We start from the raw sequence: 12,726 nt of genomic DNA on the forward strand, positions 1-12,726 counted from the left end.
GTGTCCTACAGCGAACGCAGGGCACCTAGTAATAATAGTTGGTACAGCTTTTCAGTCGGCTTACTGGGTGCGGCAAGCTCCATTCGGGTGAGTTCATCGAGGTGATTTTTCGAATGAGTGGTTAAGCCAAGGCGCAACAAATTAACGGTAGCTTTATTGGTGCCAACTGTCTCAGATAGTAAGTTTAATGCACGGCTTAATCGTTGCTCGGTATCTGTAAAATCGCTCCCTAAAGGAAAGTGCTTAAGTGTGTTCTCTTTAAATGCTCCCGCTAACAGCCCATTTAAATGCTCGGGCGTATTGCGGCAAAAGGCGGCCGGCACTTGATAGCTCTGGGGCAGCTTACCCCACGCTTTGGCCTCGCTTACCAGTTGCTCCTGAAAACGCGAATCGGCAATCTCAATCATAGCGGCAATAACTTCGGCATCGCTCTTACCGCGTAAATCAGCCACGCCATATTCGGTAGCCACGATATCGCGCAGGTGGCGCGGAATCGTTGTGTGACCGTACTGGCTTACAATATTGGATGAAACTTTGCCAGCGCGCTTACGTGTCGCTCGCACCGTAATAATAGAGCGTGCGTTTTGTAAGGTATGAGCTTGCGCCACAAAGTCGTACTGGCCACCCACACCACTGATTACTTGGCCATTTTCTAAGCCATCGGATGTGACTGCGCCGTCGGTGGTGGCTTTCATAGCACAGTTTATAAATCGAGCGTGTTGGCGCGCTTGACGTTTGTCCTGTTCGCTGCCGTGGGCGTGATCATGCACATCGTTAATATAGTTGACCGGCATCATCGCGATCTGATCGCGCTTGTTTTGGGGGAGCGCCTGAAGCTGACGATAAAACAGCGGGCTACCCATAAAAAAACCTGCGTGCAAGCAGTAGCCGTTGACGGTGCGTTTAAGAATCCCCGCCTCCAATAATTCGATAAATCCTTCCACCAGCATTTCACTTAAGCCGTATAGGCCTTGTTTAAAGGGTTCGCTCTCGCCGTTTGGCCAGCTGGCCGAACACTGCAGCTGATCGGTTAACTGTTTAAAGGCTTGGGGCGAGTTGTGTCGCAGCACGAGTGCTGCGGCAATAGCATCGCCGATGGAGCCAATGCCAATCTGCAGGGTGCCGCCGTCCGCTATCAAACGCGTGCAGTGCAGAGCAATAGCGTGATCGGCGTTGCTTACCGGTTGGTGTGGCGGCATAAAGAGTGCAAAATCATAGGCTGGGTCGTCCAACACCAAATCGAGCTCGGAGCTGTCGCGTACGGCTGCGCCGCCTAAAAATGGCAGCTGGCGGTTTACTTGCGCGGCCATAACAAAGTCGATTTTGCCGCGGCTGCGTTTATCGAGTAAATCCACACTAATGTCTGGGTTAGAGCTTAAGCTGTAATGCTCGCCCAGTGCGCCGTGCGAGTGCTCGGGCGCGACTTGCTGGGTAATCACGTTAACCCCTGCGCTTATTAAGTAATCCAACGCGTGGGTATAGTTAACCGAGGTGTAATTTTGTTGCACTGAATTGCAGCCTATCCAAGCGGCAGGTTGCAAGAAGAATTCGGTTACAGAGATATTGCTGGGCAGAGAATTATCTTTTAGCGCTTGAGCGTATTCAAGTCGCGGGTAGCCGGCAAAAAATCGTTCTTGGAGTGGCTCTAAAAAGCGGCGGCCTAACTCGTTGGGTGCGGTAGGCGGCTCTAGTGTTAGGGCAGTATAAATATTGAGGGTTAGGCTGGTATCTATACAGGCCCGCTGGTAAAGCGCGTTGACTAGGTGGTTGGCTTTACCCAAACCGAGCGGTAGGCCAAGCACAATGTGCTTACCTACCCGCTCGATTATTTCATCAACGACTGTATCGGGGCTGCTGCAAGGCTTCATTGCACCTCGGTAGACCAGCCGGCGTCGGGTGTATAACGTTCACCGTGTTGTTCGGCCAGTGTTTCCAGCTCAGCTTTAATGGCCATGTAACCCCGACTTTGGCTGTAGTGCATGGGGCCACCTCGGAAGGGCGCAAAGCCGGTGCCAAAAATCATGGCGCCGTCGAGCAAGTCGGCGTCGTCAATCACGCCTTCACGCAAGCAAGCCATGCAGGTGTTGAGCATGGGCAGTAACAAGCGGTCGGTAAGGTTGTCCGGCCCGCTGGCGACATTGGCCGATTTTTTGGCTTTACCTTTTTCCCACACGTACAAACCTTTCCCCGACTTTTTACCGACATCGCCTTTTTCAACTTTATCGGTTAACCACTGCGGTACTGCAGGCATGGGTTGTTCTAGCCCGGCATTAAGCATCTCGGCGACGCCCATGCAAATATCCAGGCCGACGATATCCGCCAGTTCGACTGGCCCCATTGGCATGCCAAATTTCTCGGCGGCGCGGTCGATGGTTTCGGGGGCAACGCCTTCGTCCATCAAAACCATGGCCTCCAGCAAATAAGGGGTTAACGCACGGTTAACCAGAAAACCCGGCGTGCCGGTCACTGGGGTGGGTAATCGTTTGATCTGCCCGGCAAATGCCAGTGCTGTGTGATAGGTGATGTCGCTAAGCTTACTGTGGCGCACAATCTCCAATAGTTGCATTTGCGATACTGGATTAAAAAAGTGTAGGCCCACTAAACGACTCGGGTCTTGCAGCTCTTGTTGTAAATCATCCAGTGGAATACTGGAGGTGTTGGTAGCCAAAATAGCACCGTCTTTTAACAGTGGCTCAACCTGGCTATACACCTGCCGCTTAATCTCAATTTTCTCGGGTACCGCTTCAATCACAATGTCCGCGTGACGAGCGCCACTGTGAGTTAAGTCGGGAATCAATCGGTCGAGTACCGCGCGTTTTTCGGCGGGGCTTAAGTGTTTTTTATCGCACAGTTTGGCAGTTCGAGCCACGGCTTTACCGATGATCTCGGCCTTCATGTCAAACAGTGTGACGGTTAACCCTTGCAGTGCGCACCAGCCAGCGATGTCACCACCCATGGCGCCGGCACCGATAACATGTACGTGTTGAGCGGGTGTGATGGAAGTTCCGGTTTTCGCCTGTTTTTTTAAGTTCTCTTGTAGAAAAAACACGCGTACCAAGTTGCGCGATGTATCGCTGACCAGTAACTGGCAGAAAGAGTCAATTTCCGCATGTAGCATGGCTTGGGTATCACTGCCGTGGGTAAGCCATAAATCAATGAGCTGATTGGGCGCAGGGTAGTGCTGCGGTGGCGCTTTCTTTTGCGCTTGTTGGCGCATTTTCTTAGCTAGCAGTTTGCGTGCCGGGGCGCTGTTTAAAAGTTTGAATGTAAGTCCGTGTTTTTTGTGCGACAGTTTCCCCTCAATGGCGGCTGCCAGGGCATTTTCCAGATGTCGTTCAGGAACCAATGCATCAATTAACCCTTGTCGCTTGGCTTGTTTGTCGCGCAAGTTTTTACCGGTAAGCATAAGTGTCATGGCATCGACGGGGTTTAGCAATGCTAAACTGCGTGCGGTACCACCAAGGCCAGGGTGCAGTCCCAACAGTATTTCGGGAAATCCGTAGCGCGATCCGGTGACCCCAATACGGTAATCGCAGCATAATGCCAGTTCAAGTCCGCCGCCAAAGCAATGCCCGTGTACAATTGCAACGGTGGTAAAAGGGAGGTCTGCTAATCGATTGGCAATGCCGTGCGCCGCTTCTAATTTTTCGTGTGCGGCCTCAACCGAGTCGAGTTGACCAAACTCTTTGATATCCGCGCCCACGCAAAAATTGCTCTGCTTGGCGGATCGAATGACTAATGCAGCGGGTTTATCCACTTGCAGCGTCATCACTATTTCATCCAGTTCTTCCAGTACGGCTTGTGATAGGACATTGACATCTGAGTCTTCACAGTCAAACAACAGCCAAGCGATTTTGTGCTCATCCAGTTTGAGTTGCCAGTGTTTCCAAGCTGAGGTCAGTTGTTCATTGTGCTCACGAAAGGGACCGAGTAATTTTTCGCGCCCGGCCAAGCTGTTAAGTATGATACCGTTCATAAATCCTCCAGGCCCTTAAACCAGTTCAATTAGCATGGCGCCAGCTTGGCCGCCACCGATGCATTGCGTGGCGATGCCGCGTTTGAGATTGTTGCGCTTTAGAGCATTCATTAAATGCAGCACAATACGGTTACCGCTGGTGCCTACGGGGTGCCCCATACTGATAGCGCCGCCGTCGATATTTAGTTTGTCGGTGTCGAATTGCCCCAGCACCTGATCACTGTTGAATACCGCCTGGCAAAAGTCAGGGTCATTCCACGCTTTTAAACAGCCCAGAACTTGAGCGGCAAATGCCTCGTTTAATTCCAGCAAATCAATATCATCTAGCGTCATTTTATTACGTAGAGCCAATCGCCCTGCGCTGACGGCCGGCCCCAGGCCCATAATCTCGGGTTCCAGCCCGGACCACTCGCTGTCTTTGATTTGCGCGATAGGCGTTAGCTGGTGTTTTTCCAGTGCCTCTTCAGAGGCCAGCATTAGCCAACTGGCGCCATCGGTAATTTGTGAACTGTTGCCCGCGGTGACTTTGCCGTAAGGGCGTTCAAATACTGGGCGCAGCTTGGCGAGCTTCTCGACTGCACTGTCGGGTCGCACACCATCATCCTCACTAAAGACACTCCCATCGGGGGCAAACAGTGGCACGACTTCATTGTTTAGCCAGCCTTCCTCTTGCGCCCGGTGTAAACGCAAATGGCTGGCGACAGCGTATTCATCGGCCTCTTGCCGACTGATATTGAAAAGATTGGCCACGACTTCTGCGGTTTGCCCCATATTAAGCTCTACCACTGGGTCGGTCAGCCCCAATTTGAGGCTGAGCACGGGCTTAAGATAATTGAGCTTAAAGCTGGATAGCTGTTTTAATTTGGCCGGCAAGCTGCGCGCTAGGCCCAGCTCGGCAAGCCATTGGGTGGCGTGTGGCGTCAACATAAGCGGGGCGTGGCTGAGCGCTTCGGTACCGCCGGCGAGCACCAAGTCCTGTCGCCCTTCGCGGATATAGCGATAAGCGGTATCAATGGATTGCATACCCGAGCCGCAATTAATTTGCATGGTAAATGCGGGTGTGGTTTCACTTAGTCCCAGCCTAAGTGCTGCGATACGTGCCGGATTCATCTCGCTGGCGATGACATTGACACAGCCTAAGATGACCTGATCAAAAGCATTGCTCGGTAGTGCGTGACGCTGCAATAGAGCTCGGCCGGATTGCACCGCGAGATCGACCGGGCTAAAGGGGCCCGGTTTACCGCGTGCTTTGATAAAAGGCGTGCGCGCCCCGTCTACCAGATAGACGGGGCGCGCACGTTCTGCAGCCTTAGTTGTTGGGCTCATGGTCATTCCTATAGTCCTATCGGCAGTTGGTCGAACAGCAGGCTCGGCCTCAATGAACCGAGCAGCCATGATGATCAAGTATGGCGCAAAATCAATGAGTTTGCTAAAGCATAGAGTGTTCCAGCTCGCTTGCCCACCTATTGGCAATGGGGGCGGTATAGCGGCTTGCCAGTTTTGCAATTTTTTCGCCGGGCAGACGCAAAGCTTACAAAAATTGAGAGTTTACAGCCAATAACCTGCCTATTAAGCGCGTTTGGTGGCTTGGCCCTGACTTTGCAGAATTCTGACTGCCAAACATGATTATTCCATCCCGAAGGAGGATATATGCAAGTGCAAGATTTGATGACCAAAAAACCGGAATATCTCGATTCGGAGGCAACCATTCGCGAAGCCGCCGAGCGCATGAAGGACACTGGGCGCGGTTTTACCCCGGTAGCCGACAGTGAAAAGCTGGTTGGTATTATTACCGATCGTGATATCGCTATTCGCGCCACCGCGCAAGGCATGAGCCCAAATGATAAAGTCGGCTCGATTGCTACGGCCCAGGTTTTGTATTGTTATGCCGAAGATGATGTGCGCGATGTATTACAAAATATGCACGATCAAAAAATTCAGAGGTTGGTGGTGCTTAACAACGAAAAAAATAAGGACTTTGTGGGGGTGGTAACTCTTGGCGATATTGCCACGGCTTGTAATGATGACGATATTGGCCGCCGGGTGGTCACCGCTTGTCGTCACTATCATTAGGCGGGCTTAGTGGCGCTCAGCCTTACTGCGCTTTGGTAATCCAACTGTCTAAGCGATTGGCAAAGCGCTGTTTATCCGTTTGCGATAGAGCGGCCTCTCCACCGGTGTCGACGCCGCTGGAGCGCAAAGTTTCCATAAAGTCTCTCATGTTTAGACGCGCTCGAATATTCTCTCGCGTATAGAGCTCACCGCGTGGGTTTAGCGCCACGGCACCTTTGTCTATAACCTCGGCAGCCAGTGGAATATCGCCGGTAATAACGAGATCGTTGGTGGCAACACGCTGGCTAATAAAATGGTCTGCCACATCAAACCCTTGTTCTACCTGAATGAATTTTAAGAAAGGAGAGTTGGGGATGCTCAGTGTATGATTAGCCACGAGCGTAACTGAGATGTGGGCGCGCGTCGCGGCGCGAAACAGCATCTGTTTCATCGCTACCGGGCAGGCGTCGGCATCAACCCAAATATTGGGTGCATGTTGTGGGTTCGTCACGGATCGACCTTGCCTCGCATTTGCTTAACCCGTCCGCGCTGGGTTTTCTGGTCCATACGCTTGCGTTGCGAATTCTTGCTGGGTTTTGTTGGGCGCCGGATTTTTTGCCGCACACCCGCCTGCACGATGAGAGTTTTTAAGCGTTCAAGCGCATCTTCGCGGTTTTTTTCTTGGGTGCGAAATTGCTGCGCCTTAATGACCACGACACCGTCTTTAGTGATGCGCTGATCGTTCATCTTCAGCAGTTTATCTTTGTAAAAAGCAGGCAGAGTTGAATGCTGTATATCAAAGCGCAGGTGAGCCGCGCTCGCGACTTTATTAACATTCTGGCCACCGGCTCCTTGCGAGCGCACATAGGATAAGTCAATTTCCCAGTCGGCTAGAATTATCGAGTTTGAAATGCGTAACATTTAATAATTGTCATTACTGAGCAGTGCGTGTGCTTGCCAGTCTACAATAAAACGTGCTTAAACCACAGCAACCCCTTTTGGGGTTGCTGCTTTTGAGGCGGGGCTGTGTGTTGTGTTGGCGAGTTATTCGGTCGGGGGTGCCTGAGCGTGGGCCGGTTTATGTTTTAAAGCTTCCTCGGTTTTGGCAATTAATCGGTGTCCGGTAGCACGCAACTTTTCAAACACCAGTAGACAGCCGCCCAGTGCAATCAAAGAGATAATAACCCCGAGCCAGCCAAGCGCGCCAAACTCGGCAAAACAGGTCCAGATAAACTGACCGACGCACAGCGCGGCGACCACCAACAAGATGGGTTTGCGCCCCACACGCTCGACGATAAAAACCCCCAGCGGTGCGCCCAGTGCCACCACTGGGGCCGCCGCCAGCCAGTTTTCATACACCCCGGGTTGCCAGCTGTGGGTGATACTCTTAATGATTACGCCATACACCGATCCTGCCGCCATAATGACCACCGAGGTCGGAATCGCGATTTTGAGGTCAGCGCGGCACAGCAGTACCAGTGCCGCGTAGAGCACCATATCGATACCGACCCCGGTTACTGAGACGGCCAAGAGGCTGGAACAAAACCCCAGTGTCAGGCCCACTTTTAAATCCCAACGCTCGTCAAACTCCGTCATCCCGATATTGGATGAGATCTCATTAATACGGTACAGGTGAAGGATGCCAAAGCTACCCCAAAGCACGGCGAATATAATCTTAATCCACAGGTCAGGCACTAGTGGCGCGAAAAATAAAATACCGGGAGGCAGACCGAGTAAACCACCGATTAAGGCGCCCTTGAGCATAGCCCAGGCCAGTGGTTGTCGGCGAGCCAAAATAAAAATAGACGCACTCACCATACCGATGGACTGCACCGCAAAGCTAAAGTCTCGCCCTAAGGTGGCGGGCATTTCAAATAATAAGACCAGAACGGGAAAGCCCACTGTTCCGCCCCCCATGGGGGTGGAGCCTGCTGCATAGCTGCCCACCGCCATAGCCAGTGCCATCGGCCAGTGGCTAATGGCCTGTTGTATTGCCCCCTCTGTTTGCAACAGTAGCACCCATATTAGATAAAAAAGCGCCAGCCATAAGAACCAAACCCATAAGTGTTGTTTTTTTGCAGGGGTAATAGACATAAACCAATCATTCTTTGTTTTGTTATAGAAGTGGCACATTTTTAAGGGTTTACGTCGGAGGTACAAGCATTTGCTCATTGTTTATGGCTATCGTATATTGTTTCAACTTACAAGAAGAGTGGACTATGACGCTAACAGAATTGAAATATGTGGCGGCGCTGGCCGACGAGCTGCACTTTGGCCGCGCCGCCGCCGCGTGTTATGTCAGCCAGCCGACCTTGAGTATTGCCGTTAAAAAATTGGAGCAATCCCTCGGCGTGTCTCTATTTGAGCGCACACGGCGTGGCGTGGGGTTGACGCCGCTCGGCCAGCAGGTTGCCGCGCGCGCGCGCGAGTTGTTGGCGCAGGCAGTGGGTATTAATGATTTAGTTCAAAGCGCGCGCGAGGCCCCCCACGGGCCGCTGGCAATCGGTGCACTGCCTAGTGTTGGCCCCTATGTGTTACCGCAGTGCATTCCTCTATTGCAAAAAACGGCGCCAGCTATGCCGCTGTCAGTGTATGAAGGGCCGTCTTCGGAGTTGGCGCGACGCCTACGCAGCGGCGAGCTGGACGCCGTAATCACAGTGGCGCCTTTTACCATGGCCGATATTGTCTGCCAGCCGCTGTTTGACGAGCCCTTATTGGCCCTGTTACCAGCTCATCATCCGCTGGCTAAAAAGGCCTGTATTGATACGCCAGATCTAGATCCCACACAAATGCTACTGATGGCCGAGGGCGATGAGTTGCGCGAATCGCTACTGGCTATTTTCCCACACCTGCAAACCTCTGCGGCCGGAGAGCATGTGCGAGCTCGGGTGCAAGGGAGTACACTGGAGAGCTTGCGCCATATGGTGGCTTCGGGCCTGGGTATCAGCGTGTTGCCGCAAATGGCTGCGCAAAATAGCTTTTATTCACCCTCGTTGGTTGCCAGTCGACCATTGGCCGACCCCACGGCGATGCGTAGCTTGGTGTTGGCGTGGCGGGTGAGCTTTCCCAGACACGGGGCGATTGAGCTGTTAAAGCAAGCCTTAACCGCTTGTAATGGATCAGGTTGGGCGGGGGGGCCAGCAACTCGCTCGATGGGTTTGTTGGTGGATAATAACGATTGGTAAATAAGTTTATGCAAAATAAACCCATTCAGAAAATAGTAATTGTCGGTGGTGGCACCGCGGGCTGGATGGCAGCAGCAATGTTGTCCGCTCAGTTTGATTCTACCCAATGCAGTATTGAGCTGGTTGAATCGCAAGCGCTGGGAACCATTGGCATTGGCGAGTCCACGCTACCGCCTTTTGTGGGAATGTTGCGTCGCTTGGGGATCGATGAGGCCGAGTTTGTACGCGAAACTCAGGCAACCTATAAGCTGGGTATTAAGTTCTCTCACTGGCAGCAGCGCCACACACAATATTTTCATCCATTTGGCCGGTTGGGGCGGCCGGTGGGCAGTTACGATTTTTATCAGTGCCTATTGCGTGCGCGCGCTGCTGGTGAACCCCTGGGACTGCAAGATTTCTCACCTTGCAGTGTGATGGCAGAGCAGGGGCGTTTTTTCTTTCCCGAACAGGCACGGCACACGCCAATTGGTGGGGCTAACTATGCCTTACACGTTGATGCGGTCCGTGTGGCTCGCTATTTGCGCCGCTATGCCGAGGCGCGCGGAGTTAAACGTACACAGGGTTTGGTAGAACAAGTGCATCGTCACGACTCGGGTTTTATCAGTCGTGTTCAACTGCAATCCGGTCAGAGCATTGCGGGTGATTTCTTTCTCGATTGCAGCGGCTTTAATGCCTTAATAATTGGTAAGACCTTGGGCAGCGAATTTATTGACTGGCGTCGTTACCTGCCTTGCGATCGTGCGATTGCGGTCAAAACGGCGGCCACGGAAACCATCGCACCTTATACTTTGGCTGCTGCAGAAAAAGTTGGTTGGCGCTGGAAAATTCCGCTGCGCGATAGCACCGGCAATGGTTTGGTGTATGCCAGTGAGTTTAGCTCAGAGCGTGAAGCTCGGGGGCAATTACTAAAGTCGCTGGCCTCTGAGCCTGTGAATGACTTTAAAACCATTCCCTTTGTCAGTGGTCATCGGCGTGAAATGTGGAAGCACAATTGTCTTGCGCTTGGGTTGGCGTCGGGCTTTTTAGAGCCACTCGAGGCAACATCAATTCATTTAATTACCCGCGGTGTAGAGTTATTTCTGCGCTATTTCCCTAATGCCGATTGCCATCGCGCGTTGGTGCGTGAGTACAACCGAAAAATCAGTGCCGATTATGAAGAGGTGCGCGACTTCCTTATGTTGCACTACTGTGCAACAGATCGGCAAGACACGCCATTTTGGCGTTACTGCCGACAATTACCGATGCCTGATTCATTGGCCGAGCGATTAGAATTGTTTCGTGCATCGGGTAATGTGGGGCAAACCCGCGATGAATTATTTCGGCCTAGTAGTTGGCAGTCGGTCTTTGAAGGTATGGGAGTTCGCCCCCAAAATCACAGCGCGCGGGTGAATCAGCTTAATTTACAAGAGTTAAAGCAAGCGCTATCGCTGGACAAGCATGCAATTCGCGCGATGGTGGCTACCTTGCCCAAGCATGAGCAAAGCCTAGGTTAATCAACAGCGGAGCTGAGCCGGGGATGGTGACGTAATGAGTCGGCTAAGAAGAGGGGGTATTATTTTTTAGAGTAGGCCACTGTGCGCGCATCGCACGCGCACAGTGGCTGTTAGCGTATTAAGTATTTTTTAAAGGCTTGTACTTAACGCGCTTGGGCTGCGCGTCTTGCCCTTTACGCTTGACGAAGTCTTCGTGGTAATCGGTGTAGTTACCTTCAAAGAACACCACCTCGGACTCGCCTTCATAGGCAATAATATGCGTGGCGATACGGTCGAGGAACCAGCGATCGTGCGAGATCACCATGACACAGCCGGGGAAGGCGAGAATAGCATCTTCCAGTGCGCGCAGGGTTTCCACGTCCAGGTCGTTGGAGGGTTCATCCAGCAGCAGTACGTTAGCGCCTTGTTTGAGGGTGTTGGCCAGATGCAAGCGGCCGCGCTCACCACCGGATAACTCGCCCACGCGTTTTTGCTGGTCGGAGCCTTTAAAGTTAAAACGGCCCACGTAGGAGCGAGAGCTAACTTCGTAAGTGCCGATGCGCAGAATATCCTGCCCGTCAGAAATTGCCTCCCACACGGTTTGTTTGTCGTCGAGGTTTTCGCGGCTCTGCTCGACATAGGCAACTTGTACTGTATCACCTAAGGTGACGGTGCCACTGTCGGGCTGTTCGGTGCCGGCAATCATACGGAACAGGGTCGATTTACCCGCGCCGTTGCCACCGACAATACCCACCACGGCGCCCTTAGGAATGCTCATGGTGACGTCGTCAATCAATAAGCGGTCGCCATAACCTTTGCTGACGTGCTCTAGTTCTATGACTTTATCGCCCAGGCGCTCGCCCGGTGGAATATAAATTTCATTGGTTTCGTTGCGGGTTTGGAATTCCTGGCTTTGCAGTTCATCAAAACGGGCCAGACGTGCCTTGCTTTTAGCCTGGCGCCCCTTCGGGTTTTGACGTACCCATTCCAATTCGGCTTTTAACGCTTTTTGACGGGCCGCTTCACCACGCTCTTCTTGCGCTAAGCGGGCTTCTTTTTGCTCCAGCCAAGTGGAATAGTTGCCTTCATAGGGAATACCGTGGCCGCGATCTAGCTCTAAAATCCAGCCCGCTGCGTTATCGAGGAAGTAGCGGTCGTGGGTGATGGCGACCACAGTACCGGTAAAGCTTTGCAGGAATTGCTCTAGCCAGTGCACGCTTTCGGCATCCAGGTGGTTGGTTGGCTCGTCCAGCAACAGCATGTCGGGGCGCGATAACAGCAACCGGCAAAGTGCAACGCGGCGGCGTTCACCACCGGACAGCTTAGTGACATCGGCATCCCAGGGCGGCAGACGCAGTGCATCGGCGGCTATTTCCAACGTGTTATCTAAGTTGTGTGCATCCCAGGCCTGGATAATATCTTCACAGCGCGCCTGTTTTTTTGCCAATTCATCAAAGTCGGCATCGGGCTCGGCGTAATCGACGTAAATTTGTTCCAGCGCGGCCAGGGCGTCTACCGCTTCGCGAACACCGTCTTCAACATTGCCGCGAACATCTTTTTCCGGGTCCAGTGCGGGTTCCTGTGGTAAATAGCCAATTTTGATATCGGGCATGGGGCGGGCTTCACCGTTATATTCGGTGTCGACGCCCGCCATGATACGCAGCAGGGTGGATTTACCGGAGCCGTTCAAACCCAATACGCCGATTTTGGCGCCGGGGAAAAAGGACAGGGAGATGTCTTTTAAGATTTCGCGCTTGGGCGGTACTACCTTGCCGACGCGATTCATGGTGTATACGTACTGTGCCATTTGTCTGTGCCTCGTGCCTGCCGCAGGGAGCTGTGAATTGCGGTCGATTAGCGATAAAACGCGCAAGTTACCGAAAGGCGAAGGGCTTTTCAATCTTTTGTCGATTTAAGGCTCTAAAAGAGGGAAAAGGAGCAAAACAGCGTTAAAAATGCCCCAAGTTAGATCATGCTGCAGAAAACATACAGCCGAACGAAACCTCGCCACAAACCTGTAACAATCGCTCGTTAGGCTCTG

General features: G+C 52.6%; 10 protein-coding genes. 3 read left to right on the forward strand and 7 right to left on the reverse strand.

Translation table 11 applies throughout. The features are described 5' to 3' along the window. Positions 1 to 5: 5 nt before the first annotated feature. Genes Q4526_RS09675 through Q4526_RS09685 form a run of 3 tightly spaced genes read right to left on the reverse strand, consistent with a single transcriptional unit; the run spans position 6 to position 5,302 of the window. On the reverse strand, positions 6 to 1,868 hold the full coding sequence (locus Q4526_RS09675) for an acetyl-CoA hydrolase/transferase C-terminal domain-containing protein (RefSeq protein ID WP_215976873.1): 1,863 nt from the start codon (positions 1,866 to 1,868) through the stop codon (positions 6 to 8). Next, a complete protein-coding gene (locus Q4526_RS09680) occupies positions 1,865 to 3,976 on the reverse strand; it encodes a 3-hydroxyacyl-CoA dehydrogenase NAD-binding domain-containing protein (protein ID WP_215976874.1) in 2,112 nt (703 codons plus the stop codon). Before Q4526_RS09680 ends, Q4526_RS09675 begins: the two co-directional genes overlap by 4 nt. Positions 3,977 to 3,991: 15 nt before the next feature. Then, positions 3,992 to 5,302 (reverse strand): acetyl-CoA C-acetyltransferase, encoded by a 1,311-nt coding sequence (locus tag Q4526_RS09685; protein WP_215976875.1) that lies wholly within the window; start codon positions 5,300 to 5,302, stop codon positions 3,992 to 3,994. Between the two features lie 324 nt (positions 5,303 to 5,626). On the opposite strand from Q4526_RS09685, the gene Q4526_RS09690 reads away from it, so the two are divergent. Further along, complete coding sequence (locus Q4526_RS09690) at positions 5,627 to 6,049, forward strand: CBS domain-containing protein (RefSeq protein ID WP_215976876.1); 423 nt, start codon at positions 5,627 to 5,629, stop codon at positions 6,047 to 6,049. 22 nt (positions 6,050 to 6,071) lie between these two features. Here the strand turns inward: Q4526_RS09690 and Q4526_RS09695 are convergent, their stop codons facing one another. The 3 genes from Q4526_RS09695 to Q4526_RS09705 all read right to left on the reverse strand — a co-directional run bounded on the left by Q4526_RS09695 (position 6,072) and on the right by Q4526_RS09705 (position 8,122). Continuing rightward, positions 6,072 to 6,539, reverse strand: a complete 468-nt coding sequence (locus Q4526_RS09695) for a YaiI/YqxD family protein (protein ID WP_303609606.1) — start codon at positions 6,537 to 6,539, stop codon at positions 6,072 to 6,074. After that, positions 6,536 to 6,949: an alternative ribosome rescue aminoacyl-tRNA hydrolase ArfB gene (gene arfB, locus Q4526_RS09700; protein ID WP_215976877.1), complete on the reverse strand. Its 414-nt coding sequence runs from the start codon at positions 6,947 to 6,949 to the stop codon at positions 6,536 to 6,538. Before arfB ends, Q4526_RS09695 begins: the two co-directional genes overlap by 4 nt. 123 nt (positions 6,950 to 7,072) lie before the next feature. Next, positions 7,073 to 8,122, reverse strand: coding sequence for a sulfite exporter TauE/SafE family protein (locus tag Q4526_RS09705; RefSeq protein ID WP_215976878.1), 1,050 nt, complete (start codon positions 8,120 to 8,122; stop codon positions 7,073 to 7,075). A gap of 125 nt (positions 8,123 to 8,247) precedes the next feature. Between Q4526_RS09705 and Q4526_RS09710 the strand changes: the two genes are divergently transcribed. Then, the gene (locus tag Q4526_RS09710) at positions 8,248 to 9,213 is read left to right on the forward strand and encodes a hydrogen peroxide-inducible genes activator (protein WP_215976879.1); all 966 of its coding nucleotides are present in this window, start codon (positions 8,248 to 8,250) and stop codon (positions 9,211 to 9,213) included. Positions 9,214 to 9,221: 8 nt separating this feature from the next. Continuing rightward, complete coding sequence (locus tag Q4526_RS09715) at positions 9,222 to 10,706, forward strand: tryptophan halogenase family protein (protein WP_215976880.1); 1,485 nt, start codon at positions 9,222 to 9,224, stop codon at positions 10,704 to 10,706. A gap of 118 nt (positions 10,707 to 10,824) precedes the next feature. Here the strand turns inward: Q4526_RS09715 and ettA are convergent, their stop codons facing one another. Further along, positions 10,825 to 12,492, reverse strand: a complete 1,668-nt coding sequence (gene ettA, locus Q4526_RS09720) for an energy-dependent translational throttle protein EttA (protein WP_215976881.1) — start codon at positions 12,490 to 12,492, stop codon at positions 10,825 to 10,827. Positions 12,493 to 12,726: the final 234 nt, after the last annotated feature.

Source organism: Gilvimarinus sp. 2_MG-2023, from assembly GCF_030547685.1.
Taxonomy (GTDB): domain Bacteria; phylum Pseudomonadota; class Gammaproteobacteria; order Pseudomonadales; family Cellvibrionaceae; genus Gilvimarinus.

What these genes read in the sequence shown, in the direction of transcription:
- Q4526_RS09715 (WP_215976880.1), top strand. Translation starts at nt 9,222, where the DNA reads ATGCAAAATAAACCCATTCAGAAAATAGTAATTGTCGGTGGTGGCACC.
- Q4526_RS09685 (WP_215976875.1), bottom strand. Translation starts at nt 5,302, where the DNA reads ATGAGCCCAACAACTAAGGCTGCAGAACGTGCGCGCCCCGTCTATCTG.
- Q4526_RS09675 (WP_215976873.1), bottom strand. Translation starts at nt 1,868, where the DNA reads ATGAAGCCTTGCAGCAGCCCCGATACAGTCGTTGATGAAATAATCGAG.
- Q4526_RS09705 (WP_215976878.1), bottom strand. Translation starts at nt 8,122, where the DNA reads ATGTCTATTACCCCTGCAAAAAAACAACACTTATGGGTTTGGTTCTTA.
- Q4526_RS09680 (WP_215976874.1), bottom strand. Translation starts at nt 3,976, where the DNA reads ATGAACGGTATCATACTTAACAGCTTGGCCGGGCGCGAAAAATTACTC.
- arfB (WP_215976877.1), bottom strand. Translation starts at nt 6,949, where the DNA reads ATGTTACGCATTTCAAACTCGATAATTCTAGCCGACTGGGAAATTGAC.
- Q4526_RS09710 (WP_215976879.1), top strand. Translation starts at nt 8,248, where the DNA reads ATGACGCTAACAGAATTGAAATATGTGGCGGCGCTGGCCGACGAGCTG.
- Q4526_RS09690 (WP_215976876.1), top strand. Translation starts at nt 5,627, where the DNA reads ATGCAAGTGCAAGATTTGATGACCAAAAAACCGGAATATCTCGATTCG.
- ettA (WP_215976881.1), bottom strand. Translation starts at nt 12,492, where the DNA reads ATGGCACAGTACGTATACACCATGAATCGCGTCGGCAAGGTAGTACCG.